Raw genomic sequence first — 24,079 nt, forward strand, 5'->3', positions numbered from 1 at the left:
AAGTCGCGCTTCCATCGCTCACCCAGAGGAAGAAGGGAACCCGCATGAACATCGTTCTGCTCGGCGCGCCCGGCGCGGGCAAGGGCACCCAGGCCCAGAGGCTCGTCGCCGACTACGGCGTGGCGCACATCTCCACCGGAGACCTCCTGCGTGCCGCGGTCAAGGCCCAGAGCAAGCTTGGCATCGAGGCCAAGGGCTACATGGACGCGGGGCAGCTCGTGCCGGACCAGCTCGTCGTCGACCTGGTCAAGGAACGCCTCCAGGAGGACGACGCCAAGAGGGGCTTCATCCTGGACGGGTTCCCCCGCAACACCCAGCAAGCCGTCGTCCTCGACTCCGAGCTCAAGGAGATGGGAGTCGACCTCGACGCGGCGCTCCTCGTGGACGTCAAGCCCGAGGTCATCGTGGAGCGCCTGAGCCAGAGGCGCACCTGCCGCTCCTGCGGCTACACCGCGCCCGCCGGCGTGGACGTCTGCCCACGCTGCGGTGGCGAGATGTACCAGCGTGACGACGACAAGCCAGAGACGATCAAGAAGCGCCTCGACACCTACCAACAGCAGACCGCCCCGCTCATCGAGTACTACGGCGGCCATGGAATCCTGAAGGAGGTCGATGGAGACAGGCCTGTGGACGAGGTGTATGCCGACGTCAAGGCCCTCCTGAGCCTATGATCAAGATCAAGTCTGAAGCGGACATCGAGCAGATGAAGATGGCGGGCTCGCTCTCCAAGCAGGCCCTTCGCCTCGCGGGCAGCATGGTCAGGCCCGGCGTCTCGACCAAGGAGATAGACAGCGCGGTCGAGGGCTTCATCCGCCTGCACTCCGCCATCCCCACCTTCAAGGGCTATGGCGGCTTCCCCGGGAGCATCTGCGCCTCCGTCAACGAGCAGATCGTCCATGGCATCCCCTCGCCCGAGGTATTCCTCAACGACGGCGACATCATCTCCGTCGACACGGGGGCAACCTTCGGCGGCTGGGTGGGAGACAACGCCTGGACCTTCTACGTGGGCACCCCCTCCGACGCCGTCAAGGGCCTCTGCGAGGTGACTCGCGACTGTCTCAAGGCGGGCATCGAGCAGGCGGTCCCCGGCAACCATCTGGGTGACATCGGCTATGCCGTGCAGAGCCTGGCCGAGAAGAACGGCTACGGGGTCGTGCGCGAGTACGTGGGCCACGGCGTGGGCCGCGTCATGCACGAGGACCCCAACGTGCCCAACTATGGCAAGAAGGGCCGCGGCGTGAGGCTGCAGGCGGGCATGGTCATCGCCATCGAGCCCATGATCACCCTGGGAACCTACGAGAATCACACCCTCTCGAACGGCTGGACCGTGGTGACCGACGACGGCCTGCAGGCTGCCCACTACGAGAACACCGTGGCGATTACCGAGGACGGTCCCGTCATCCTGACCCAGGACGAGGTCGGGTCCTGGTGCAGCATGCAGGGCGGCGAGTAGGCAAACGCCTCGCACCCGCCTTGTGGGAGAGGCCTTCGGGGCCGGTCGCAGCCGCGATCGGCCCCTTTTTGCCGACTGTGGTCCTGGCGTGTGCGAAGGGCGTGTGAATTTGACCGATTTCCCTGCATTCCGTATGATTATCAGTCGCTGTGATTCACAGGGAGAAAGTAGGCACGGTGAGCAAACAGGACGGCATCGAGCTTGAGGGCAAGGTAGTGGAGCCACTTCCCAACGCCATGTTCAACGTGGAGCTCGAAAACGGCAAGACCATCCTCTGCACCATCTCGGGCAAGATCAGGATGAACTACATCCGTATCCTTCCCGGTGACCGCGTGGTGGTCGAGATTTCCCCGTACGACCTCACCAGGGGTCGCATCACCTACCGCTACAAGTAACCCCAAGACTCCAGATATTCACGCCTGCGGCTGGGCGAGGAGATAGGGCAGGCCAGCTTCCACCTGACTTGCCTCGGCAGTACCAGTTCGTACAAGCACTACCGGAAGGAAGAGACTATGAAGGTGCGTCCTTCGGTCAAGAAGATGTGCGACAAGTGCAAGATCGTCCGTCGCCATGGCAAGGTTTACGTGATCTGCGAGAACCCTCGCCACAAGCAGCGTCAGGGCTAAGAGAGGAGCTCGAAGTTGGCACGTATCAACGGTGTCGACCTCCCGCGCGAGAAGCGCACTGAGGTCGGTCTTACGTATCTGTACGGCATCGGCGCCACCAGCGCGAAGAAGATCTGCGCCGAGACCGGCGTCGACCCCTCCACGCGCGTCAAGGATCTCACCGAGGACGAGGTGACCAAGATTCGCGACTACATCGACGCGAACTTCACCATCGAGGGCGACCTGCGCCGCGCCGTCAGGCAGAACACCGCCCGCCTGATGGAGATCGGCTGCTACCGCGGCCTCCGTCACCGCAAGGGCCTCCCTGTCCATGGCCAGCGCACCCACACCAACGCGCGCACCCGCAAGGGCAAGCGTCGCCAGATCGGTGCAAAGAAGAAGGCGTAGGGGAGAGACAATGCCGCAGAAGAAGAACCAGCGCACGCAGCACATCCGCCGCGCCGAGCGCAAGAACATCGCCGTGGGCCAGGCCCACATCAAGAGCACGTTCAACAACACGATCATCTCGATCACCGACCCCCAGGGCAACGTCATCGCCTGGCAGTCCGGTGGCACCGTCGGCTTCAAGGGCTCCCGCAAGAGCACCCCGTTCGCGGCCCAGGTCGCGGCCGAGGCCTGCGCGAAGGCGGCCATGGAGCACGGCCTGCACAGGGTGGCTGTGTTCGTGAAGGGTCCCGGCTCCGGCCGCGAGACCGCAATCCGTTCCCTCCAGGCCGCCGGCCTCGAGGTTTCGGGTATCCAGGACAAGACCCCCATCCCGCACAACGGCTGCCGTCCGTGCAAGCGCCGTCGCGTGTAGTAAGGAAGGACAGTAGCAATGGCAATTGATAGGACCCCTGTCCTCAAGCGGTGCCGCCAGCTTGAAATCGACCCCATCGTCATGGGCATCAACAAGAAGTCCAACCGCCAGCCCAGGCGCACCCGTCGCCAGAAGAGCGAGTACGGCGAGCAGCTGCGCGAGAAGCAGAAGGCCAAGTTCATCTATGGCGTCCTGGAGAAGCAGTTCCGCGGCTACTACGAGAAGGCCATAAAGGGCGAGGGCGTCACCGGCGACAACCTGATGAGCCTGCTCGAGTGCCGCCTCGACAACGTCGTCTTCCGCCTCGGCTTCGCCCGCACCCGCAAGGAGGCCCGCCAGACCGTCGACCACGGCCACATCACCGTGAACGGCCACCGCGTTGACATCCCCTCCTACCAGGTGAAGGCTGGCGACGTCGTCGCCGTGGCCCCCAAGGCCAAGGACCTTCTCCCCATCAAGGAGGCCATCGTCTCCTCCGAGCACATGGCCGTTCCCGCCTGGCTCGAGGTCGACATCGAGAAGCTGCGCGGCACCGTCCTGCAGACTCCCGTCCGCGACCAGATCGACCTGGACATCGACGCCCAGCTCATCGTCGAGCTCTACTCCAAGTAAGCCCACACCGGTAGGAGGTATTCATGTCAGAATTCATCCGACCGCAGGTGTCTGTCGAGGAGATTTCCGAGAACGTCGCCCGCGTCAGCGCTGAGCCGCTGGAGCGTGGCTACGGCAACACCCTCGGTAACTCCCTTCGTCGCGTGCTGCTCTCCTCCCTCGAGGGTGCGGCAGTCGAGGCCATCCAGATTGACGGCGTCCAGCACGAGTTCACCACCGTCGAGGGCGTCTACGAGGACGTCACCGACATCGTGCTCAACGTCAAGGGCCTGGTGTTCCGTCCCATGGGCACGGGCGACGAGGCCACGGCCACCATCTCGGTCGATGGTCCCTGCACCGTGTGCGGCGGCGACTTCAAGGTTCCCGCCGAGTTCGAGCTCGTCAACAAGGATCACGTGATCTGCACCCTGGGCGAGGGCGCCCACCTCTCGATGCAGATGCGCATCGGCATGGGCCGCGGCTACGTGTCCGGTGACGAGAACGAGCGCGAGGGCGATCCCATCGGCCTCATCCACGTCGACGCCCTGTATTCCCCCGTGCGCCGCTGCGCCAAGGCCGTCGAGCCCTGCCGCGTCGGGCAGCACACGGACTACGACCGCCTCGTGCTCGAGGTCGAGACCGATGGCTCCCTCTCGCCCCGCGACGCCGTCGTCGAGGCCGCCAACATCGTCAACCAGCACATGAGTGCCTTCATGGGCTTGGCCGACGACGAGGAGCCCGTCGAGGACGTCTCCATCTTCTCGAACGGCATCGAGGAGGACAGCACCGAGCTTGACAAGCAGATCGAGGACCTGGACCTCTCCGTCCGCTCCTACAACTGCCTCAAGCGTGCGGGCATCCACAGCGTCCGCCAGCTGGTCGAGTTCTCCGAGAACGACCTGCTCAACATTCGCAACTTTGGCGTCAAGTCCATCGAGGAAGTCAAGGACAAGCTCGAGGCCATGGGCCTGGGCCTCAAGGACTAGACACAGCATTTAGAGGAGAAGCTAGACCATGAGACACAACAAGAAGAGGGGTATGAAGCTCGGCACCGATGCCGCCCATACCAAGGCAATGAAGAAGAGCCTCGTTGCCGCGCTCCTTGCCAACGACCGCATCAAGACCCTCGAGCCCCGCGCCAAGGCCATCCGTCCCGACGTGGACAGGGTCATCACCTGGGCCAAGAAGGGCGACCTTGCCTCTCGTCGCCTCGCCATCGCCAAGGTCGGCGACAAGGAGATCGTGCGCGAGGTCTTCGAGAAGGCCGCCCAGGGCATGTGGGAGGGCCGCAACGGTGGCTACACCCGCATCATGAAGCTTGGTCCCCGCAAGGGTGACGCCGCCGAGGTCGTCATCATCGAGCTCGTCACCGAGCCCGTCCAGCCCAAGAAGGCCGCCACGACCGTCAAGAAGGTCGAGAAGGTCGCCGAGGCCGCTCCTGAGGCCGAGGTCGAGCCCGAGGTCAGCGAGCCCGAGGCTGCCGAGGAGAGCGCGGAGTAGCTCCGTCCTTCCTGCAACGGACACAATGCCAGGGAGGCCTGCGAAAGCGGGCCTCCCTTCTTCTCTAGGGGGTGACATGCTCGAGCTGAGGTCAGTGAGCTATCGCTACGCGGGTGCCCGTCGCGATGCGGTAAGGGACTTCTCCCTTCGCGTGGAGAGGGGCGAGCGCGTCGCCCTGGTGGGACGCAACGGCTCGGGGAAGTCCACGCTTCTCTCGCTTTGCAAGGGAGGGGTGAGCCCAAGCTCTGGCGAGATTCTGGTCGATGGGGTGTCCGCCGGCAGGGGCGGGGACCGTCTCCTCCAAGAGGGCGTCGGCATCCTCCGCCAGGACCCCCGCGGTCAGCTTGTGAGCTCGCTCGTGGAGGAGGAGCTCGCCTTCGGCCCCCAGAACCTCGGAATCGAGGGAGAGGAGCTTGGACGTCGCGTGCGTGAGGCGCTGCGGCTCTGTGGCGTCGAGGACCTCGCCCACAGTCGCACGATGGGGCTCTCGGGCGGGCAGATGCAGCGCGTCGCCCTAGCGGCTGTCCTTGCGATGGGCCCGTCGTACCTGATGCTGGACGAGCCCTGCGCCCAGCTCGACCCGCGCGCCCGCCAGGGGATCAGGTCATCGCTCGCCGTGCTCGCGGGACGGGGCGTGGGGATGTTGCTGGCGTCCCACCTGCCGGAGGACATCGCGTCCGCCGATCGCGTCCTAGTAATGGAGGCGGGCCGCATCTGCTGGGAGGGGAGCCCGCTCGAGCTCTTCTCCGATGCGGCGCTCCTTGCGCGCGCGGGGGTCTTGGGGGACTCGGCTGACGCCCTCAATGCCCTGGCTCGTCGGGGCGTCGAGCCACGGGAGGCTCTTGCGGCCGACGCCACGACCTTGCGCGGGCTTGTCGAAGGGAGAGCCGGCGGCGCGTGTGTGCAGCCCGGGGCCTTGCGACGAGACGCCTCTGGCCCTGTAGGTTGGGGGGCCGTGTCCTTGGGGGGCAAACCCACGGGCAGGCGATGCGGCGGCGAGGCCTTGCGCCCTCCGACCGGGGTCGAGCTCGTGCTCGATGACGTGAGCGTCAGCTACGAGGCGGGGGCGCCCGCGCTCAGCCACGTCTCCCTGGTTGCTCGGGGTGGCAGGCTCACGCTTCTGGCGGGCGAGTCGGGGTCGGGCAAGACCACGGCAAGCCTCGTCGCTGCGGGGGTGCTCGAGCCCGACGGGGGCAAGGTGACTCTTCTGGGAAGGCCCGTCAGGCCCCCGGACGTGGGGCTGGCCTTCCAGAGGCCCGAGGACCAGCTCTTCTGCGCGACGGTGCTCGAGGACGTGAGCCTGGGGCCCAGGAACCTGGGGGCGAGCGCGTCGGACGCGCGCAGGGCGGCGGAGGATGCGCTGCGCCGCATGGGGGTCGGCGAGGAGGCTTGGCCCCTCTCGCCCCTGGAAGGCTCGGGAGGGGAGAGGCGCCGCACGGCCCTGGCGGGAGTCATCGCCATGCGAAGGAGCGCCTACGTCTTCGACGAACCCACNGGGGGGTCCCGTGCGCAGGCTCAGGGCCTACGCGGCCGTCATGATCCCTCTGGTGGTGGCCCTCTTCCGACGTTCCGACGAACTCGCCCAGGCCCTGCGCGACCGCTGCTACGCCTCGGGCTCGGGGCAGCCGTGGCAGCGGGGCGAGACCTGGGGGGCAAGGGAGCGCCTCTCGCTCGCCACGTCCCTCGCCTTGCTCGCGGCGGCGATCGTGCTGCCGGCGCTATTCTAGGCTCGACCGCCTGACGACTTTTCCAGAAGGAGCTCACATGCAGGCAGACCAGACGACCTCCGCAGGCGACGGCGTCATGCGGGCGTCCGCGGGCACTCTCGTCCTCAGGCTGGGCTATCGTGGGGCGGGCTTCGCCGGCTTTGCCGAGCAGCCGGGACAGCGCACGGTGGCAGGCGAGCTGAGGCGCGCCCTGCAGACCGTCCTTCGCCGTCCCGTGGAGCTCGAGTGCGCCGGTCGCACGGACGCGGGCGTGAGCGCCCTCGCGCAGTTCCTGAGCCTTCCGCTCGAGCCGGGTGAGGAGCTCCTGGAGGGCCGCAGGCTCCATGCCTCCCTCGTGGCGCTCACGCCGGACGACATATCCATCGCCGGCATCTATCGCGCGGAGGCGGGCTTCTCCGCCCGCTTCGACGCGCGGGGGCGGAGCTACCGCTACCGAATCTGCCCTGGCCCTGCGCGCCCGGTCCTCGCCTGGGATCACAGCTGGTGGCTGCGCGGGGTCCCCGCGCTTGACGTCGCCGCCATGAACGAGGCGGCCTCCGCCCTGCTGGGGGAGCACGACTTCAAGAGCTTCTGCAAGGCGGCCTCGGCCCAGCTGCTCGAGGCGGATGGCCGCTCCACCTGCCGCCGCCTCACGCGGGTCGAGGCGGGCGAGGTCGTCGAGGCGGGAGAGCGACTGGTGGTNCATGGGCTCGTCGTCCAGCCCCATCGCGTACCTCATGGGCGGGACGTCGCCCGACGCCCTGAGGATGCTCTCGCTCTTCAGGGGCAGCTGGAACATGCCCGAGCTGCGTGGCACCGTGAGCCAGCTCAACCGCCTCGCCGGCCTCATGGCGGGCGCTGGTGACGTCGACCTCACCACTGCGGGCGTGCTCTCGAAGATCGGCACGCTCAATGCGGTCGTCACCGTCGCCTTCGTCGTCTGGGCGCTCATGCTCGTCGCCCTGTGCTTCTGCATCGTCAGACCCTTCCTCAAGGTGGCCGGCAACGACAGGCTGCGGGCGCTCGAGGGCGCCGTCGACCTCCAGAAGGTCCTGATGGTCGGCGTGGGGGCGCTCTCGCTTCTGTGGTGCGCCTGTGTGATCTTCGCCAACGGGCAGATCGAGTCCCTCGCGGCAGGTGTGGGCGGCAGCCAGGTGGGCCAGGCGCTGGCCCTGGCGAAGCCTCTCGAGCTCACGTCCTGGCCCTGGGTCGCGGGCATCGCATCCCTTCTCACGGCCTTCTGGCCCCAGCTGTCACGTCGTCTGGGGCTCGCGAGCTAGTTAGTTCCATCGGTTCCATCGGCCAGCGGCCCCCATGCGGTCGAGGGCCCGCCCGAACGCAACGGTACGGCAGGAAACCACGAGCACTTGGAGGCTCCCATGACCAGCAAGCAGGACATCGCTAAGGCGCTTCTTTCCATCAGGGCCGTGTTCCTGAGGCCCAACGAGCCCTTCACTTGGGCTTCCGGCATCAAGAGCCCCATCTATTGCGACAATCGCCTGACCCTGAGCTATCCCGAGGTCCGCACCCTGGTGGACGAGGCGCTCGCCGCCACCGCCAAGGAGCTGTATCCCGAGGTCCAGATGCTCATGGGCACCTCCACCGCCGGAATCGCGCACGCCGCCATCGCGGCGGACCGCCTGGGCATCCCCATGGGCTACGTTCGTGGCTCCGCCAAGGACCACGGGCGCCAGAACCAGATCGAGGGTCGCCTCGAGCCCGGTCAGAAGGTCGTGGTGATCGAGGACCTCATCTCGACCGGTGGAAGCGTCCTGGACTGCGTCAACCCCCTGCGGGAGGCGGGAGCGGACGTCCTGGGCGTCGTGAGCATCTTCACCTACGGCATGCGGCGCGGGCTTGACCGCCTGGCTGCGGCAAACGTCACCAACACCAGCCTCTGCGACCTGGACGCGCTGGTCGAGGTGGCCGTGGAGGAGGGCTACATCGAGCCTGGCGACAAGGCTCGCCTGCTCGCCTTCCGTGACGACCCCTCCGACCAGAGCTGGATGAGGGGGTAGCCCGGCGCGCCGCGCTTTGGAGTCCATGACTTGAGACGTGAGGGAAGGCATAGGGGGCAAGGGGAGAGAGGCTCCCGCCATGGCCGCGTCCGCTCCAGGAGGGCGGCCGCGCGCTCTGCCGTGCGACGTCCGCTCGCCGCTGCCGTGAGGAGGATGCCTCCCCGGCCGCAGCGCATGGCCCGTCGCCTGCATCGCTGGCTCAGAAGGTCTCTGCTCTGGCTCATCGATGCCAGGCCGCTCTCGTACGGCGTGATGGCCTTGGGAGCGTTGTTGCTGGTGCTAGCCTTGCTGGGTCTGGGCTCCTGCGTGCGTGGATGCGTGGCCGGTGGCGCAGGCGGCAGCGGGCGGGCGACGTCCGACGCGGGGTCCGCGGGCGAGGTGGCCGATGTCCGGAGCTGGCAGCTGCCTGCGAGCTTCGACGCGCAGCTCTCCTCTCGCCTGCAGGAGCTGGGGCGCGAGGATGTTCGCGTCGCAAAGGCGCTGGACAATCTTGACGCCTACGCGAAGGTGGGCAACGGTGGCGCGTACGAACAGCAGAAGCTGCTCAAGCTGGCGGCGGACGACCCCGCTGCCATCGACTTCGTCGCGGACCTGCCAGAGAGCTATCCGCGGGCCAGGTCCGAGGAGTATGCGTCCGGCGTGACCAAGGGCGTCGTGCCCCGGCTGTACCAGTGGGACAAGCGTTGGGGTTACACGGAATACTGCGGCCGAGACTTTGGCACCACGGGCTGCTGTCCGACGTCGTTCTCGATGGTGTACATGGCCGTGACGGGGAAGACCGACGTTACGCCTGGCGTTGCGGGCGAGCTGGCGCAGGAGCTCGACATGGTGGACGACGACGCGGGCACCTACGGCGACTTCATCCCCACGGCGGCGGAGCGCTACGGGCTCGAGTGCCGGGAGGTGGGCAGGTCGGTCGAGGTGATCAAGGCTGAGCTGCAAAGCGGGCACGTGCTCATCGCCAACGTGGGACCGGGGGACTTCACCACGGCGGGCCACTTCATCGTGCTCACGGTTTGGAACGCGGACGGGAGCGTGTCCATCTGCGACCCGTACTCGTCGGTGAGGTCGGGACAGACCTGGGACCCGGAGCGCCTGGTCGGCCAGACGATGCGCCTGCATAGCTTCAAGCTGTAGTGGGGGCTGGGCGTGCGTGCCACTCGCTTGCGCCGGACACGCGCCAACGCACGCCATTGTCATCGAGCACGCAGTTGCGCACAGGTGTCGTCGTAAAAGTGCAGGTCAAATTTTTCGACATGTGCGTTGGGGCGTGCGGGATGAATTAGCTGTGCGTTGGGGCGTGCGCGACACGTGGAGACGTGCGTTGGAGCGTGCTTGATGCACGACGGTGCTCCGACCCCCTCCCACAACGTCCGATGCGTCGATTGGCTTCGCGACTACGTCCAACGCGTCTGAGCGCGAAATTTTACCTGCGGGTTTGCGAGGCGAGAGACGCGTTCGACGTACTCGGGAGTTTTGCGCGCGCGTTCGACGTAGCCGCGGCCAGATTGCGCGCGTTGGACGTACTTGCTGCCCAAGTGCACGCGTTCGACGCACTCGCGCCCTGTCGCCTATCGTCCGCATACAAAAAGACCCCGGCGGAGAGAAAACCCTCCGTCGGGGTCCGAGTCTCAATCCAACTTCGTGGGCTCCTCTCGCCTGCACGAAGCCGAGTACGCTGCGTGCCTGCCGCGCCGCGTGTCTCGCCCGCTACTCGCCCTTGCCGGTGAGCGCGGCGGTCATGGCAGCGGCGGCCTTCTTGCCGGCGCCCATGGCCAGGATGACGGTGGCGGCACCGGTGACGATGTCTCCGCCGGCCCAGATCTTGGGGTTGCTCGTCTGGCCGTTCTCGTCGGCCTCGATGTAGCCCCACTTGTTGAGCTCCATGCCGCCGATTAGCTTCGCGAAGGGGTTCGCGTTGGTGCCGATGGCCGAGATGGCCACGTCGCAGGGAATCTCCTCGATCGCGCCCTCGATGGGCACGGGACGGCGACGGCCGGAGTCGTCGGGCGCGCCGAGCTCCATCTTCTGCACGCGCACGGCGCAGACGTTGCCGTCCTCGCCCGCGACGAACTCGAGCGGCGACACCAGCGGCATGACCTCGACGCCCTCGGCCTTGGCGTGGTGCAGCTCGGCCTTACGGGCGGGCATCTCGTCCTCGGTGCGGCGGTAGGCGATGACCGCGCGCTCGGCGCCCAGGCGCTTGGCGGTGCGCACGGCGTCCATCGCCACGTTGCCGCCGCCGAAGACCACGACATTCTTGCCGTGCTTGGTGGGGGTGTCGTACTCGGGGAAGCCGTTCGCCTTCATGAGGTTGACGCGAGTCAGGTACTCGTTGGCGAAGAAGACGTTGGGCAGGTTCTCTCCGGGGATGTTGAGGAACTTGGGCAGGCCGGCGCCGNGGTCCGGTGACGTCCTGCAGCTCGTCGCCCGCCTCGTAGCTGGAGAGCATCTGGGTGGTCTTGCCGATCACCATGAAGATGAACTCGACCCAGCCCTCCTCGGGGTTCCAGTCCGCGAAGGTGAACGGCACGCGCTCGCCCTTCTCGTTGGCGCGCACCATGAGGAACTGGCCGGCATGCGCGTGCTTGGCCATCTCGGGTGCCTCGATGCGGAACTTGAACACCTTCTCCGAGAACTGAGTCTTCTCGAGGATCTTGTACATCAAATGGCTCCTCTCCTGAAGCATCATTCGTGCAACGGTCTGGCGAGCCGCTCTCCCCAAATTGCGGCGGCCTCGTCCATTTTATGCTCAAAGGGTCCGCTTGCGTACGCAACTTCGCCTTTAGCCGATTTATTCGGCTCTGGTGAGAGGGGCGTCGCGGCCGTTGCCGCAGGGGAGTTCCGGTCCTACTCCGGACGGGCGTCCAGCGCCCTGCTGATGCGACGGTCGGGGACGAACCAGATGACGTTGACGATGAAGTACATGGCGAGGGCGACCCACGGGAGCCAGAGCGACACGATGGCATCCGCGGCATAGAGCAGGGCGTGGTTCGCCCACATCACCTTGCCGTTCACGTTCTTGATGACGTGGAGGAGGTGATGGTGGTTGCCCCAGTAGATGGCGATGACGATGAAGCTCATCAGGTAGCAGAGGAGGCTGGGGACGAAGGCGAGGAGGTCGCGGTAGGTCCCGCCGTCGGGGGCGTGGAAGGTCAGGAGGATGATGGTGATGAATATGGCGATGCAGCCATCCGAGAACGCCTCGAGCTTGTCGGTTTCCATGCGTTGCCCTCCCCCGGAATGCGGTCGCGCGAAGACGCCCGGCCGTTCCAGCGCTGTCCGTTTGGACGTGCCAGTCGTACGCGTCGTCTAGTCCCAGCTCACGTTCCCGTCGAGGCAGCGCTCGGCCAGGTCCGCCGCGTCTTGCGCGGTGAGCCTGAACTCGTCCAGGAAGCCGCCCTTGAGCTGGCGGAGGGCGTAGTCTGCCACGCTCATCTTTCCCGGGGGCCTGCCCACGCCGAAGCGCAGCCTGGCGAAGTCGCGCGTGCCCAGCTTGTCCGCGACGGAGCGGAGTCCGTTGTGCGCGTTGAGGCCACCGCCAAACTTGGCGCGCACCTGGCCCTGCGGGAGGTCCACCTCGTCGTGGACCACCAGGACCTCCTGCGGTCCCACGCGCAGCTCCCTCATGAGCTTCGAGAGCGGGCCGCCGCTGGTGTTCATGTAGCTCTGCGGCTTTGCGAGGACGACCTCGCGCGCCTCTCCCGCCGACGTCCAGCCGATGCGCGCGACGTCGCAGCCCGCCCGGCCCTTCCCTGTCTCTTCTACCCNGCCTCGTGGTGGACGGGAGCTTCGACCTTGGCCTCATGGGGGGCGTGGGCCTTCGCTGGGCAGGGCTCGCGCGTGCCGGAATGGCCGTGTGCCGCATCGTGCTCATGGTGGGGCTGGTGCTCGTGATGACGTCCACGACGAGCACCAGCAGCCTCAGCCGCTCCCTGGTGCGGGGTCTCTCGCCCTTGGGGAGGCTGGGGCTTCCCGTGGGGGACGTGGCCATGGTCGTGGTGGTCGCCCTGAGGTTCATCCCGGAGGTCGAGGAGGAGTTCGCACTCATCGTGCGTGCCCAGCGCGCACGTGGCGTGCGCTTCGACCAGGGGGGTCCCGTGCGCAGGCTCAGGGCCTACGCGGCCGTCATGATCCCTCTGGTGGTGGCCCTCTTCCGACGTTCCGACGAACTCGCCCAGGCCCTGCGCGACCGCTGCTACGCCTCGGGCTCGGGGCAGCCGTGGCAGCGGGGCGAGACCTGGGGGGCAAGGGAGCGCCTCTCGCTCGCCACGTCCCTCGNCCCTGCGCCACCCAGCCCTCATGCCCTATAGTGCAGGGGAGAACAACGTTGCGCCGCCACTGCGAGGGGAGGTCCCATGCCGCACAGGCGCGAGCGCTTCGAGCGCAGTGACGTTCCGCGCGAGTCCGCGCATCGCAACCTCGTCGCGCTGGCCGTTCTGCTCGTCTTGGCGGCAGGGCTCGCGGCACTCCTGACGCAGCTCTGGAGGTGCGCGAACGCTGACGGCCGCGTGGGTGACGCAGGCCTTGGCAGCGGCATCAGCACGCAGGCGGAGACGCTGGACCCCGACGAGGGCTACGAGGCGTCGGACGACGTGTTCACCCACATCCTGGTGCTTACGGTGGACGACGTCAGGAAGAGCGCGCCCACGTTGCAGAGGGCGCAGCTCCTCTCGCTCGACGCAACCAAGCGCAAGGGCTATCTGGTCGAGATTCCCCTCGACGTGCGCGTCGAGGACGCGTCTGGCGCGAGCACGCTGCAGGAGCTCTTTGCCGCGAAGGGCGCCCAGAGCTGCATCGCCCCGCTTGCCGCAGCATGCAACATCAGGGCGACCCATGTCCTGGTGGCGACGGACGAGCTCTGGGACCAGGTGAGGGGGCTGCGCAACTCTGGCGTATCGGCGCTGCTGGATAGCGCATCCGGGCTCTTCTCCAACATCTCCACCGACATGAGCACGTCGCAGCTGCTCGATGTGGTCGAGCTCGTGCAGTCCATCGGCGTCGAGAACCTCGACCTAAAGGATGCGCCGGCGGACGCGGAGGACGACGGCGACGGCGGGAGCTGGTCTCGCATCCGCCAGACGGAGCTCGGGTTGCTCGTGGGCACGCTTCGCCCCACGTCGTAGGTGGTGTGTCGGGCTGGCGCTGCGCTACTGTTGCATCGGGCACGCTCAAACGCACGCATCCGCCGTCGAGCACGCTCCAACGCACGCGCCTGCCGCCAGGTCGCGCCTCAGGACGCGAGCGTCGCCGGCACCAAGCACGCTTGAACGCACGCGCTTGCCATCAATCACGCTCGAACGCACGCGCTTGCCATCAATCACGCTCGAACGCACAAGGCGAGAAAATCTATCTGCGCTTTTGTGGGCCCGCCTGTGCGCAACAGCGTGCTCGATGAATTGGCCGTGCGCAACGGCGTGGGCAATGGAACGAGGCGTGCGCAACGGCGTGGGCAATGGAACGAGACGTGCGTAACAGCGTGCACGTCGAAGCCAAACGCGCGTGACAGCCAAACGTGAGCGCAACGGCGTGCTCGACGAAATCGCCGCCGCCGTCCCTCTCGCTTCTGTGCTTAGTCTGTAATCTGCGCCCTTCACCCCCTCGTCACAACGTTTGCCACCTGCTGGGCCATAATTCAGCTTGTGAGCACGGGCAACCTGACACGAAGCCTCGCCCGTGGACGAGCTGACGACGTTGTCTGGAGACGCTTGGAATGACGCCCAAGGCACCCAAGATCTCGATCATCATGCCGGCGTACAACGTCGACAGATATGTTCGCCGTGCCGTCGAAAGCATCCAGCACCAGACCTTCGCGGACTTCGAGCTCCTGGTGGTGGACGACGGCTCCACCGATCGCACGGGCCAGATTCTGGATTCCATCGCCGACCGCGACATCCGCGTCACTGCCTTCCACCAAGAGAACGGCGGCGCCCCCGCGGCCCGCAACTTCGCCCTCGACCGCGCCCGCGGCAAGTACGTCATGTTCTTCGACGCGGACGACTGGGCCGAACCCCGCATGCTGGAAGAGATGTACGAGTTTGCCGAGGCCGGCCAGCTCGAGCTTGCCGTTGCCGGCTTCTACATCGACACCTACTACGGTGACGACGGGCAGCACACCACCGAGCTCAAGAGCTGCCCCACCCGCGTGTACGGCACGCAGCGCGAGTTCAGGACCTCCGCCTGGGAGCTCTTCGACGCCAACCAGCTCTATGCCCCATGGAACAAGATCTTCCTGCGCTCCCGCATCGAGGAGCTGGGCCTGCGCTTTCGTCCCACCTTCTGGGACGACTTCCCCTACGTGCTCGACTTCGTGCGCGACGTGGAGCGGGTGGGCGTCATGGAGACGCCGTACTACCACTTCATCAGGCAGCGCAGCGAGTCCGAGACCGCCCGTTGGCGCCCCGACATGTACGACAAGCGCGAGGAGGAGCACGGCTGGATGTTGGAGCTCTATCGCCATTGGGGCCTGGAGGGCGATGCCGCCAGCATGGAGGTCGTGCAGAGGCGCTACATCGAGCGTCTCGTGGGCTGCATAGAGAACGTCTGCAACCCCCAGTGCTCCCTGGACGCGAAGGAGAAGCTCGCCCAGATCGAGCGCATGATCACGAGCGAGCGCGCCCAGCTGGCGGTTGCCGTCGCGCGTCCCCGCACCAAGATGATGGCCCTCATGCTCCTTCCCATACGGGAGAAGAACGTCGCCATGGCATACCGGGAGGGTCGCTTCATCAGCTTCGTGAAGCGCCACAACACGCGGATCTTCGCCACGCTGAAGGCGAACCGCTAGCCAGCCGTCCGCTGGCGCCCCGCGCCGGAGGCCTTGTTGGCCGCAGTGCAGGCCATCGGCGCCTCTCGACTGCGATACAGTAGGACGAGGCCGCCGTGCGGCCCTACGGCGCATGCGACGAGGGGAGCCGTCTTGTTCTGTCCCAACTGTGGCAACGAGGTCCAGCCCGGCCAGGCCTTCTGTGGCAACTGCGGGTTCAGGCTGGAGGCAGGGGAGAGGCCCGTTTCCGTTCGGCCCGAGGCGACGGCCCAGGACGCGGTGACGGTCCATCCGGAGGCCGTCGAACGACCGGCGCAGCCTGCGACGGAGCCCGCTCAGCCTGCGCAGCCGGCGCCCGCGCAGGCAGCGAATCCCGTTCCCGCCCAGGCCGCCGCCGACCCCTATGTGGCCGCAGCCGAGCCTGCCGCCGGCGCGACCGCTCCTGGCGCGCGCCACGCATATGGGACCGGCGACATCGTCACCCTCGCAGGCAAGGCCGTGGCGCTTCTCTCGCTCATAATGCCCTGTGTCACATCACCCCTGATCAAGCTCACCGCCTCGGCCATGGGCTCGTCGTCCAGCCCCATCGCGTACCTCATGGGCGGGACGTCGCCCGACGCCCTGAGGATGCTCTCGCTCTTCAGGGGCAGCTGGAACATGCCCGAGCTGCGTGGCACCGTGAGCCAGCTCAACCGCCTCGCCGGCCTCATGGCGGGCGCTGGTGACGNCCGCGCGCTCGGCGCCCAGGCGCTTGGCGGTGCGCACGGCGTCCATCGCCACGTTGCCGCCGCCGAAGACCACGACATTCTTGCCGTGCTTGGTGGGGGTGTCGTACTCGGGGAAGCCGTTCGCCTTCATGAGGTTGACGCGAGTCAGGTACTCGTTGGCGAAGAAGACGTTGGGCAGGTTCTCTCCGGGGATGTTGAGGAACTTGGGCAGGCCGGCGCCGGTCGCCACGTAGATGGCGTCGAAGCCCTTCTCGCCCAGGAGCTCCTCCGCGTCGGCCAGGCGGCCCATGACGGAGTTGAACTCGAACTTGACGCCCATGTCCTTCAGCCCGTCGATCTCGCGCTTGACGACGGCCTTGGGCAGACGGAACTCGGGGATGCCGTAGACCAGCACGCCGCCGCCGGTGAAGAAGGCCTCGAAGACGGTGACGTCGAAGCCGTTGCGGGCCAGCTCGCCGGCGCAGGTGATGCCGGAGGGGCCGGAGCCGATGACGGCGACCTTCATGCCGTTTTTGGGGGCCATCTGGGGCTTGCTGGCAAGCTCGGGCTGGTCGCCCAGGAAGCGCTCCAGCTGGCCGATGGCCACGGGATCGCCCTTCTTGCCGCGGATGCAGACGCCCTCGCACTGGCTCTCCTGCGGGCAGACGCGGCCGCAGATGGCGGGCAGCATGGACTGCTCGCGGATGACGTCGAGTCCCTTGCCGTACTCCTTGTTGTAGATGGCCTCGATGAAGGCGGGGATGTTGATGTTGACGGGGCAGCCCTGGACGCAGAGGGGCTTCTTGCACCTCATGCAGCGCGCGGCCTCGGCCACGGCCATCTCCTCGGTGAAGCCCTTGTCGACGGGACGGAAGTCGAGCGCGCGCTCGGCGGCGGGCTCCTCGTTGTCTGCGGTGCGGGGCGCCTTCATGTCGGCGACCCAACGGCCGTTTACCTCTGGCATGCGCAGTTCGCCTCCTCATAGGCCTTGAGGGACTGGCCCTCCTCGGTGCGGTACGCGGCCTGACGGGCGCGCAGGTCGTTCCAGTCGACCTTGGTGGCGTCGAAGTCGGGGCCGTCGACGCAGGCGAACTTGGTCTGGCCGTCCACCTCGACGCGGCAGCAGCCGCACATGCCTGTGCCGTCGACCATGATGGGGTTGAGCGAGGCGATGATGGGGGTGCCGTACTTCTCGGCAGTAAGGGTGGAGAACTTCATCATGGGCACGGGGCCGACGCAGAAGACCTGGTTGACGGCCTTGTCCTGGAGCAGGCGCTCCAGGGGTGCGGTGACGACGCCCTTCTCGCCATAGGAGCCGTCATCCGTGGTGATGTGGATGTGGTCCTCGGGCAGGATGGAGCGGAACTGCTCCTCGAGCAGCAGCAGGTCCTTGGTGCGGGCGCCCATGATGGCGTGGACCTCGTGGCCGGTTGCCGCGAGCTGGCGCGCGACGGGGAAGGCAATGGCCAGGCCCACGCCGCCGCCGATGACGGCCCACTTGCNAGGGAAATCTGCTTGGGTGCCTTGGGTACCGCCTTCATGCCAGCCTCTCTTGCGTAGCCGTTCGTTGCAAAGAGCATAGCGCAGGGGAGAGGCACCTCGTCCAGGACCTGCGCTGTCGTATCATGCGGACGCAGGAGAGCGTCGGAAGGCGGTACCATGGGCAAGGTTCTTGTCACGGGCTTCGAACCCTTTGGGGGAGAGGCGACCAACCCGTCCTGGGAGGCGGTCCGATCGCTTCCGGATACCATCCTGGGTAGGGAGCTCGTGCGCGTCGTGCTTCCCGTGGAGTTCGGCGGCGCCTTCGCGAGGCTGCGCGAGGAGCTGGAGGCCTGTGACGCCGAACTGGTGCTCTGCGTGGGCCAGGCGGGCGGGCGCTCCAAGGTCATGCCGGAGTTCGTGGGCATCAACTGGCGTGACGCACGCATTCCGGACAACGCCGGCAGGCAGCCCCTTGGCGAGCGCATCCTCGAGGGTGCCCCGGACGCGCTTTTCTCCACCCTGCCTGTGGCGGGCATGGCGCGCGCGGCCGCTGACGGCGGCGTGCCTGCGGCGGTCTCGTACACGGCCGGGACCTACGTGTGCAACGAGCTTCTCTTCTGCCTGTTGGACTGCCTGCGCGGCGGGAGGCCGGGCGTGAGGGGCGGCTTCGTCCACTTGCCCTACCTGCCCCAGCAGGCTGCGGCGCTTGGGTCGGACGTGCCCAGCATGTCGCTGGACGTTGCCACGCGTGGGCTTGAGCTCATGCTGGGGGCCTGCCTCGAGGCGTGAGGCGCGCCTCTCTCGCCTGACGTTTGCCGTGCACGCCATGCGTCACGCGCGCCATTGCCCGCGTACGGCTCATCGCTCACGCTCGAACGCACGCACCCGGCCGCCGGGCACGCTCGAACGCACGCACGCCTCGTCGCTCACGCTCAAACGCACATGCCGCATCGCGTTTGCCCAGTTGATGGGACTGGCTCATGTGCGCAAGAGCGTGCTCGCTGGCAATCTCGTGCGTAACGGCGTGAACGTCGAACCATGCGCGTCCGGGTCCAGCGCCATCGCCTGCGCCTACGCTCCTACAGCGTGATCTGTGGGTACAGCTTCTCGTAGTCGTCCAGCGCTGCGTTCTTGTTGGAGCCGTCCAGGTTCCCGGCAGAGATCGGTCCCAAGATCTCTGACTGGTGGGGCTCCGGGTCCGGGTAGCGCAGGTCAACCTGCCAGGCGGAGTCCATCACCGTGACACGGCTCAGGTGGTCCTGGTAGCACTGGCGGATCTGCGAGAGCTGCGTGGTCCACGCGGACCCCTCCGGTGCCGTCATCTTGCCCAGGGAGTCCACCTTGCCTTGGAGCTCGACCTTGAGGCTGGAGCAGCTGCTGGCAAGGCTGCGCCTGAGGTCCATGTCCTTGGAGAGGAACGACGCGTTGAAGTTCGAGGCCGCGTCACGCACGCGCGCGTCGTAGTCGGAGAGCACGTTGTAGTACGAGACCAGGGAGTCGTGGAAGGCGCTGTCCTGCTGGTCGAGGGACTCCTTCTTGGCCTTCTCCTCCTGGGCCTCGGCCTCCTCTTCCTTCTTCTTGGCCTCTGCCTCGGCCCCCGCCTTGTCGTCCTCCTGCTTCCTCGAGGCGTCGCCGTTTGCCTCGCCATCGGAGTCACCCTGTTGCTGGCCCTGCTGGGCTTGCCCATCGTTGCCGCCCGTGCCCGTGCCCGACAGCCACGCGTGGGCGAGTGCGGCCACGAGGGCGAGGGCCACCAGCGCCGCCACGACGACGGCGATGACGACGATGGTCCTGTGGCGGTTGTTGCCGCCCGCGACGGCGGAGGTCGCCCGTGCATAGGGAGCCTGCGCAAACGCAGCCTGGGGATGGGGACTGCCGGGCCTCACGGGCACGTAAGGCTGGGCTCCCGCAGGCTGCATGGGAGCGGCCTCCCCGGGAGCCGCGAGCCGCTGCGTCTGGTCGGGCTGGGGCTCCGTTGCCGAAGCGTCACTCGTGGGCTCGGTAGCGCCGCCGTCGACGAGGGCCTGCACGGGCGCTCCGCAGTTGGTGCAGAAGCGGGCGCCCTCCTGGAGGGGAGCCCCGCAGTTGACGCAAAAGTTGTTTCCGGCCATCGCTTCCTCCGTGAGCTCGCGTGGGCAAGGCTTCATGGCAGGTACCATGGTTGGCTGGGCCATCGTCCGACCCGTCCGCGCCTCGAGGCGCCCGAACGTCAAAGACCTGCGTACGTGAGGCGTGAACATGCACCATTCCAGAATAGCCCTTGTCGCCCTCGTCACCCTCGTGGCAGTCGCCCCCTGCCTCCTGGGCGCCTGCTCGCCTCGGGTCGTGAGTGGCCCGGGCGCGGCGGAAGGCCAGGCAAGCCAGCCTGGCGCGTCGGACCGGCCACGGCGGGACAGAAGACGGCGTGGCCCACGGTGAGCGACGCGTCCCCGGGCGACTCCTCGTCGGGCACGTGGCCGCGGGACTCAGTCCCCATCCAGGCGGCGGTCGAGGCGGCGCTCGCCGGCCACTCCGGAAGCGCCTACGTCGCCTACGAGTCGGTGGATGGCAGCACCACGGGATTCTCCCTTGGGGGAGAGGAGCGCGTCCCCTCGGCCAGCATGATCAAGACTGTGGTGATGGCGACGCTCTTGCAGGAGGCCCAGGACGGCCGCATCTCGCTTGCGGACGGCACCATCCTGCGCGGTCAGGACTGCGTGGCAGGCTCGGGCGTGGTGCAGGGCATGCGCGCGGGCACCTGGCTCAGCTATGGGCAGCTTGCGGCATACATGATCGGACAGAGCGACAACATGGCCACCAACCTGCTCATCGACGCCCTGGGCATGGATGCGGTGAACGAGGAGTGCCAGCGGCTTGGGCTTGCCGACACGAGCCTCCGCCGCAAGATGATGGACACGGTTGCGGCCGCCTCCGGGCGCGAGAACTACACGAGCGCGAGCGACCAGGCGAGGCTGCTGCTCATGGTGGCGCGCGGGGAGCTCGTGAGCCCTGAGGCCTCCGAGCGCGCCTTGGGTTGGCTCGAGGACCAGGCGGACACGCGAGGCCTGGCGCAGGGGCTGCCGGATGGGGTCGCGTTCGCGCACAAGACGGGGAGCTTNGCCCTCATGGGGTCCACCGTCATCTCGGGCGGGGCTAGCTGCGTCGTGGTCGCCGTGGGAGAGGGGACCGCCTTCGGACGCGTTGCCAGCTCGCTTGGAGAGGTGCGTCCCAAGGGCGCCTACCAGCGCAGCCTTGACGAGGTTGGCGCGCTCTTCATGAGGATGACCCTGGTCATCGCCCCTCTGGTCCTGCTTGCGAACGGCCTCACCAAGGGGGACTGGCTCGCCGCCCTGCTCTTCGCCTCGAGCGTCGCCGTGGGACTCACGCCCGAGATGCTGCCCATGATCGTGACCGCCTGCCTGGCCAAGGGCGCTCAGGACCTGAGCCGCGGCAAGGCCATCGTGAAGCGCCTCGACGCCGTGCAGAACCTGGGATCGATCGACGTCCTCTGCACCGACAAGACGGGCACCCTCACCGAGAACCGCGTCGTCCTGGAACGCCACCTCGACGCCCTGGGCCGGGAGGACGACCGCGTGCTCTTCGAGGCCTTCCTGAACAGCTTCTTCGAGACCGGCCTGCGCAACCTCGTCGACTCCGCCATCATCCGCCGCACGCAGGAGCTGAGCGCGGCGGCGAGGGACGCGGGCGAGAGTGACGAGGCCGGCGCGGTCGCGACTGGCATCGCCATGACGTCGGGTGCGCGCGACCTGCCCAGCNCAGGAACCGAAGCAAGCTACAGGGCGCATGTTGCCCATGCTCGCTGCCGGTGGTTTGCGCTTCTGGCAGCGCTACATCTCGGAGTTGCCGCCAAACACGCCGGACACGGGAGTGTTCACGTACACGGCGTAGATCGCGTCGGCCAGCTCCTGCGCGACGGACACGGTCTTGATCTTGGAGCCGGGCTGGTTGGCCACAGCGCAGGGGATGGCGTCGGACACAACGCACTCCACGATGGGGGCGCTCTCGATGCGCTCGATGGCCTGGCCCGAGAAGATGCCATGGGTGGCGCTGATGTAGATGTCGCCCGCGCCCATCTCCTTGAGCTTGTTGATCGACCCCACCAGGGTGCCCGCGGTGTCGATCATGTCGTCGTTGATGATGCAGGTCTTGCCCTTGATGTTGCCGATGATGCCCATGACCTCGGCGGCGTTGTGCTTGGGACGGCTCTTGTGGGCGATGGCGACCTCGCAGCCCAGGTAGTCGCTGAGCTTCTTGGCGACCTTCGCGCGGCCCATGTCGGGCGAGACCACGACGGTGTTCTCCCAGTCGAAGTCCTTCTCCTTGAAGTAGTCGCCAAAGAGGTAGAGGGCGGTGAGGTGGGTCACGGGGATGTCGAAGAAGCCCTGGATCTGGTTGGAGTGCAGGTCAAGCGTGATCACGCGGTCCACACCGGCGGCCTCGAGCAGGTTGGCCACCAGGCGGGCGGTGATGGGCTCGCGCGGCGCGGCCTTGCGGTCCTGGCGCGCGTAGCCGTAGTGGGGGATGACCACGGTGAAGTTGTCCGCGGAGGCGCGCGTGGCCGCGTCTGCCACGATCAGCGTCTCCATGAGCAGGTCGTTGACGTTGGGGCCGGCCAGGGTCTGGATGAAGAAGACCTCGTCGCCGCGGACGGACTCCACGAAGCGCGCGTAGGTCTCGCCGTTTGCGAACTTCTCCAGGTGCAGGCCCTGCAGTTCGAGGTGCAGGATCTCGGCGACCCGCTTCGACAGCTCCGGGTTACCGGTGCCGGAGAAGAGCTTTATCTCCTTCTCGACGTTGAGCGGCTTGCACAGGTTCTCGTACATCTACTCCTCTTTCCCAAGTCTCTCCCAGTACTGATCCGCCCAGCCCTCCTGGACGTACTGCCTCGAACGCTCCAGCGAGAGGGCTCCCGCCGGCACGTCTCTGGTGATGCACGAACTCGCGCCGATGAGCGCGTTGTCGCCAATGGTCACGGGGGCCACCATCATGGTGTCGGAGCCCACGAAGACGTGGTCTCCGATCTGGGTGTGGCTCTTGTGCTTCCCGTCGTAGTTGCAGGTGATGGAGCCGCCGCCGATGTTGACGTCGCGGCCTAGGGTCGCGTCACCGATGTAGGAGAGGTGCGGCACCTTCGAGTTCTCGCCCACCTCGGAGCCCTTTATCTCGACGTGGGTGCCTGCCTTGGCACCCTTGTGGAAGTGGGCGCCGCCGCGCAGGTAGGCGCGCGGGCCACACTTGACCTCGTCGTCGATCGCGGAGTCCACGATGATCGTCTCGTCCACCAGGCAGCCGTCGCCCACGCTCGCGTTGACGAGCCGGCTGTTGGGGCCCACGACGCAGTCGGAGCCCACGTGGCTCCTTCCCCACACGAAGGTCTGGGGCAGGAGCTCGGTGTCCTGGCCGACGGTCGCCTCGGGTCCCACCCAGACCTGCTCGGGGTCCATCATGGTGACGCCGGCGGCCATGAGGCCCTCGTTGATGCGGCGCTGCATGATCTTGGTCACGGCGGCGAGCTGCGATCGGCTGTTGACGCCCAGGAGCTCGCCGGCGTCCTCGCAGTGCACGGCGCTCACGGGCTCGCCCATCTGGGCGTAGATGCCCACCATGTCGGTGATGTAGTACTCGCCCTGGACGTTGTCGTTGCCGATCTTGTCCAGGTTCTGGGTCAGGCGGCGTCCGCAGAAGCAGTAGAGGCCGGAGTTGCACTCCCTGAGGGCCTCGCGCTGCCCGGGGGTGCAGTCCTTGTGCTCGATGATGGCCTTGACCTGGCCGTCCTCGCTCAGGATGCGGCCGTAGCCCGTGGGGTCGTCCGGCGTCATGGTGAGCACGGTGCACGCGGCGTGCGTGTCTCTCGCCTGGTCGATGAGCGACCTGATGGTCTGGGGGCGCACCAGCGGGGTGTCGCCGTACATCACCACGGTGGGTCCCTCGAAGGCGCCGAGGGCGTCGCGCGCCACGCGGACGGCATGGCCGGTGCCCAGGCGCTCGGCCTGCTCGACGAACTCGACGCTTGCGCCCAGCTCGTCATGGGCGAAGTAGTCGCGCACCTCGTCGGCGCCGTTGCCCACGACCACGACGATGCGCTCGACCCCCGCCTTGCGGGCGGAGTCGGCGGCCCACCAGATCATGGGGTGGTCGAGCATCTTGTGCATTACCTTGGGATGGCGAGACTTCATGCGCGTTCCCTCGCCGGCGGCGAGGATGATCGCGGTTACGGGCATGTAGGGCCTCCAACGATGAACGGTCTCGGTTTTGCCGCGTCGCGGCAGGACACGGCAGTCTCATCATAACGCGCTCGCGCTGTCGGGGAGAAACGTCGGTTTGCGGGTGGCGGATTGCTCAGACGATGAACACATGGGAACGCGCGGGTGCCATGGGGTACGGGGTGAGGCGTCGTGACGACCATCCGAGGCTCGTGTGCGTAATGCCGCGCC

The 24,079-nt window shown here is 67.1% G+C and carries 22 protein-coding genes and 6 pseudogenes; 19 read left to right on the forward strand and 9 right to left on the reverse strand.

The annotated features are described in order from the left end of the window. Positions 1-44: 44 nt before the first annotated feature. The 13 genes from BQ7388_RS02870 to BQ7388_RS02935 all read left to right on the forward strand — a co-directional run bounded on the left by BQ7388_RS02870 (position 45) and on the right by BQ7388_RS02935 (position 9,830). A complete protein-coding gene (locus BQ7388_RS02870; protein WP_009278456.1) occupies positions 45-671 on the forward strand; it encodes an adenylate kinase in 627 nt (208 codons plus the stop codon). Next, the gene (gene map, locus BQ7388_RS02875; RefSeq protein WP_072499735.1) at positions 668-1,453 is read left to right on the forward strand and encodes a type I methionyl aminopeptidase; all 786 of its coding nucleotides are present in this window, start codon (positions 668-670) and stop codon (positions 1,451-1,453) included. The genes BQ7388_RS02870 and map overlap by 4 nt, the downstream gene beginning before the upstream one ends. A 176-nt stretch (positions 1,454-1,629) precedes the next feature. Beyond that, complete coding sequence (infA, locus tag BQ7388_RS02880) at positions 1,630-1,848, forward strand: translation initiation factor IF-1 (RefSeq protein WP_009278458.1); 219 nt, start codon at positions 1,630-1,632, stop codon at positions 1,846-1,848. A 117-nt stretch (positions 1,849-1,965) separates the two neighbouring features. Next, positions 1,966-2,079, forward strand: a complete 114-nt coding sequence (gene rpmJ, locus BQ7388_RS02885) for a 50S ribosomal protein L36 (RefSeq protein ID WP_009278459.1) — start codon at positions 1,966-1,968, stop codon at positions 2,077-2,079. Positions 2,080-2,094: 15 nt separating this feature from the next. Beyond that, positions 2,095-2,466 (forward strand): 30S ribosomal protein S13, encoded by a 372-nt coding sequence (rpsM, locus tag BQ7388_RS02890; RefSeq protein WP_009278460.1) that lies wholly within the window; start codon positions 2,095-2,097, stop codon positions 2,464-2,466. Between the two features lie 10 nt (positions 2,467-2,476). Continuing rightward, positions 2,477-2,878, forward strand: a complete 402-nt coding sequence (rpsK, locus tag BQ7388_RS02895) for a 30S ribosomal protein S11 (RefSeq protein WP_009278461.1) — start codon at positions 2,477-2,479, stop codon at positions 2,876-2,878. A gap of 18 nt (positions 2,879-2,896) precedes the next feature. Continuing rightward, positions 2,897-3,490 (forward strand): 30S ribosomal protein S4, encoded by a 594-nt coding sequence (gene rpsD, locus BQ7388_RS02900; RefSeq protein ID WP_072499736.1) that lies wholly within the window; start codon positions 2,897-2,899, stop codon positions 3,488-3,490. Between the two features lie 23 nt (positions 3,491-3,513). Continuing rightward, positions 3,514-4,455 (forward strand): DNA-directed RNA polymerase subunit alpha, encoded by a 942-nt coding sequence (locus BQ7388_RS02905; protein WP_072499737.1) that lies wholly within the window; start codon positions 3,514-3,516, stop codon positions 4,453-4,455. Between the two features lie 28 nt (positions 4,456-4,483). Then, positions 4,484-4,969 (forward strand): 50S ribosomal protein L17, encoded by a 486-nt coding sequence (rplQ, locus tag BQ7388_RS02910; protein WP_072499738.1) that lies wholly within the window; start codon positions 4,484-4,486, stop codon positions 4,967-4,969. A gap of 76 nt (positions 4,970-5,045) precedes the next feature. After that, on the forward strand, positions 5,046-6,710 hold the full coding sequence (locus BQ7388_RS02915; RefSeq protein WP_072499739.1) for an ATP-binding cassette domain-containing protein: 1,665 nt from the start codon (positions 5,046-5,048) through the stop codon (positions 6,708-6,710). A gap of 762 nt (positions 6,711-7,472) precedes the next feature. After that, the gene (locus tag BQ7388_RS02925; RefSeq protein WP_072499740.1) at positions 7,473-7,955 is read left to right on the forward strand and encodes a hypothetical protein; all 483 of its coding nucleotides are present in this window, start codon (positions 7,473-7,475) and stop codon (positions 7,953-7,955) included. Between the two features lie 99 nt (positions 7,956-8,054). Continuing rightward, positions 8,055-8,693, forward strand: a complete 639-nt coding sequence (pyrE, locus tag BQ7388_RS02930; protein ID WP_072499741.1) for an orotate phosphoribosyltransferase — start codon at positions 8,055-8,057, stop codon at positions 8,691-8,693. Between the two features lie 174 nt (positions 8,694-8,867). Beyond that, positions 8,868-9,830 carry a C39 family peptidase gene (locus BQ7388_RS02935; protein WP_072499742.1) on the forward strand — a complete coding sequence of 321 codons (963 nt, stop codon included), beginning with the start codon at positions 8,868-8,870 and terminating at the stop codon, positions 9,828-9,830. 573 nt (positions 9,831-10,403) lie between these two features. On the opposite strand, the pseudogene BQ7388_RS02940 reads toward BQ7388_RS02935, so the two are convergent. From BQ7388_RS02940 to pth, 4 genes and pseudogenes are all read right to left on the reverse strand, one after another. Then, positions 10,404-11,093, reverse strand: a pseudogene (locus tag BQ7388_RS02940) (FAD-dependent oxidoreductase); the annotation flags it as partial. Further along, positions 11,074-11,358, reverse strand: a pseudogene (locus tag BQ7388_RS02945) (FAD-binding oxidoreductase); the annotation flags it as partial. The pseudogenes BQ7388_RS02940 and BQ7388_RS02945, both read right to left, overlap by 20 nt. Before the next feature lie 185 nt (positions 11,359-11,543). After that, the gene (locus BQ7388_RS02950) at positions 11,544-11,918 is read right to left on the reverse strand and encodes a TMEM175 family protein (protein ID WP_072499743.1); all 375 of its coding nucleotides are present in this window, start codon (positions 11,916-11,918) and stop codon (positions 11,544-11,546) included. An 87-nt stretch (positions 11,919-12,005) separates the two neighbouring features. Further along, positions 12,006-12,416 carry an aminoacyl-tRNA hydrolase gene (gene pth / locus BQ7388_RS02955; protein WP_407668490.1) on the reverse strand — a complete coding sequence of 137 codons (411 nt, stop codon included), beginning with the start codon at positions 12,414-12,416 and terminating at the stop codon, positions 12,006-12,008. An 83-nt stretch (positions 12,417-12,499) separates the two neighbouring features. Here pth and BQ7388_RS02960 point away from each other — a divergent pair, with 83 nt between their 5' ends. The 4 genes and pseudogenes from BQ7388_RS02960 to BQ7388_RS13425 form a co-directional block, all read left to right on the forward strand. Then, a complete protein-coding gene (locus BQ7388_RS02960; RefSeq protein ID WP_072499744.1) occupies positions 12,500-13,006 on the forward strand; it encodes an energy-coupling factor transporter transmembrane component T in 507 nt (168 codons plus the stop codon). Positions 13,007-13,051: 45 nt separating this feature from the next. After that, a complete protein-coding gene (locus BQ7388_RS02965) occupies positions 13,052-13,819 on the forward strand; it encodes a hypothetical protein (RefSeq protein WP_040656718.1) in 768 nt (255 codons plus the stop codon). Between the two features lie 587 nt (positions 13,820-14,406). Beyond that, positions 14,407-15,477: a glycosyltransferase family 2 protein gene (locus BQ7388_RS02970; protein ID WP_062531658.1), complete on the forward strand. Its 1,071-nt coding sequence runs from the start codon at positions 14,407-14,409 to the stop codon at positions 15,475-15,477. 45 nt (positions 15,478-15,522) lie between these two features. Further along, positions 15,523-15,675, forward strand: a pseudogene (locus BQ7388_RS13425) (zinc-ribbon domain-containing protein); the annotation flags it as partial. 486 nt (positions 15,676-16,161) lie between these two features. On the opposite strand, the pseudogene BQ7388_RS02980 reads toward BQ7388_RS13425, so the two are convergent. Further along, positions 16,162-17,127: pseudogene (locus tag BQ7388_RS02980) on the reverse strand (FAD-dependent oxidoreductase); the annotation flags it as partial. Then, a pseudogene (locus BQ7388_RS02985) lies at positions 17,115-17,663 on the reverse strand (sulfide/dihydroorotate dehydrogenase-like FAD/NAD-binding protein); the annotation flags it as partial. The pseudogenes BQ7388_RS02985 and BQ7388_RS02980, both read right to left, overlap by 13 nt. 159 nt (positions 17,664-17,822) lie before the next feature. On the opposite strand from BQ7388_RS02985, the gene pcp reads away from it, so the two are divergent. After that, complete coding sequence (pcp, locus tag BQ7388_RS02990) at positions 17,823-18,434, forward strand: pyroglutamyl-peptidase I (RefSeq protein WP_009278477.1); 612 nt, start codon at positions 17,823-17,825, stop codon at positions 18,432-18,434. A 290-nt stretch (positions 18,435-18,724) separates the two neighbouring features. Here pcp and BQ7388_RS02995 read toward each other — a convergent pair whose 3' ends face one another. Beyond that, positions 18,725-19,756 (reverse strand): zinc ribbon domain-containing protein, encoded by a 1,032-nt coding sequence (locus BQ7388_RS02995; protein WP_072499745.1) that lies wholly within the window; start codon positions 19,754-19,756, stop codon positions 18,725-18,727. Between the two features lie 429 nt (positions 19,757-20,185). Here BQ7388_RS02995 and BQ7388_RS13430 point away from each other — a divergent pair. Next, positions 20,186-21,178 (forward strand): annotated as a pseudogene (locus BQ7388_RS13430) (HAD-IC family P-type ATPase); the annotation flags it as partial. 294 nt (positions 21,179-21,472) lie between these two features. Here BQ7388_RS13430 and BQ7388_RS03005 read toward each other — a convergent pair. Then, on the reverse strand, positions 21,473-22,468 hold the full coding sequence (locus BQ7388_RS03005) for a ribose-phosphate diphosphokinase (protein ID WP_072499746.1): 996 nt from the start codon (positions 22,466-22,468) through the stop codon (positions 21,473-21,475). Then, the gene (gene glmU / locus BQ7388_RS03010; protein WP_009278481.1) at positions 22,469-23,866 is read right to left on the reverse strand and encodes a bifunctional UDP-N-acetylglucosamine diphosphorylase/glucosamine-1-phosphate N-acetyltransferase GlmU; all 1,398 of its coding nucleotides are present in this window, start codon (positions 23,864-23,866) and stop codon (positions 22,469-22,471) included. Between the last annotated feature and the right edge of the window lie 213 nt (positions 23,867-24,079).

This window comes from Olsenella phocaeensis (assembly GCF_900120385.1).
GTDB lineage: Bacteria > Actinomycetota > Coriobacteriia > Coriobacteriales > Atopobiaceae > Olsenella_I > Olsenella_I phocaeensis.

Bases quoted from the DNA above. Each gene is read 5' to 3' on its own strand.
- BQ7388_RS02950 (WP_072499743.1), bottom strand. From the start codon at position 11,918: ATGGAAACCGACAAGCTCGAGGCGTTCTCGGATGGCTGCATCGCCATA.
- pcp (WP_009278477.1), top strand. From the start codon at position 17,823: ATGGGCAAGGTTCTTGTCACGGGCTTCGAACCCTTTGGGGGAGAGGCG.
- rpsK (WP_009278461.1), top strand. From the start codon at position 2,477: ATGCCGCAGAAGAAGAACCAGCGCACGCAGCACATCCGCCGCGCCGAG.
- rpmJ (WP_009278459.1), top strand. From the start codon at position 1,966: ATGAAGGTGCGTCCTTCGGTCAAGAAGATGTGCGACAAGTGCAAGATC.
- BQ7388_RS02970 (WP_062531658.1), top strand. From the start codon at position 14,407: ATGACGCCCAAGGCACCCAAGATCTCGATCATCATGCCGGCGTACAAC.
- BQ7388_RS02995 (WP_072499745.1), bottom strand. From the start codon at position 19,756: ATGGCCGGAAACAACTTTTGCGTCAACTGCGGGGCTCCCCTCCAGGAG.
- rplQ (WP_072499738.1), top strand. From the start codon at position 4,484: ATGAGACACAACAAGAAGAGGGGTATGAAGCTCGGCACCGATGCCGCC.
- BQ7388_RS02905 (WP_072499737.1), top strand. From the start codon at position 3,514: ATGTCAGAATTCATCCGACCGCAGGTGTCTGTCGAGGAGATTTCCGAG.
- BQ7388_RS03005 (WP_072499746.1), bottom strand. From the start codon at position 22,468: ATGTACGAGAACCTGTGCAAGCCGCTCAACGTCGAGAAGGAGATAAAG.
- pyrE (WP_072499741.1), top strand. From the start codon at position 8,055: ATGACCAGCAAGCAGGACATCGCTAAGGCGCTTCTTTCCATCAGGGCC.
- BQ7388_RS02925 (WP_072499740.1), top strand. From the start codon at position 7,473: ATGCCCGAGCTGCGTGGCACCGTGAGCCAGCTCAACCGCCTCGCCGGC.
- BQ7388_RS02870 (WP_009278456.1), top strand. From the start codon at position 45: ATGAACATCGTTCTGCTCGGCGCGCCCGGCGCGGGCAAGGGCACCCAG.
- glmU (WP_009278481.1), bottom strand. From the start codon at position 23,866: ATGCCCGTAACCGCGATCATCCTCGCCGCCGGCGAGGGAACGCGCATG.
- map (WP_072499735.1), top strand. From the start codon at position 668: ATGATCAAGATCAAGTCTGAAGCGGACATCGAGCAGATGAAGATGGCG.
- BQ7388_RS02935 (WP_072499742.1), top strand. From the start codon at position 8,868: ATGGCCCGTCGCCTGCATCGCTGGCTCAGAAGGTCTCTGCTCTGGCTC.
- rpsD (WP_072499736.1), top strand. From the start codon at position 2,897: ATGGCAATTGATAGGACCCCTGTCCTCAAGCGGTGCCGCCAGCTTGAA.
- BQ7388_RS02965 (WP_040656718.1), top strand. From the start codon at position 13,052: ATGCCGCACAGGCGCGAGCGCTTCGAGCGCAGTGACGTTCCGCGCGAG.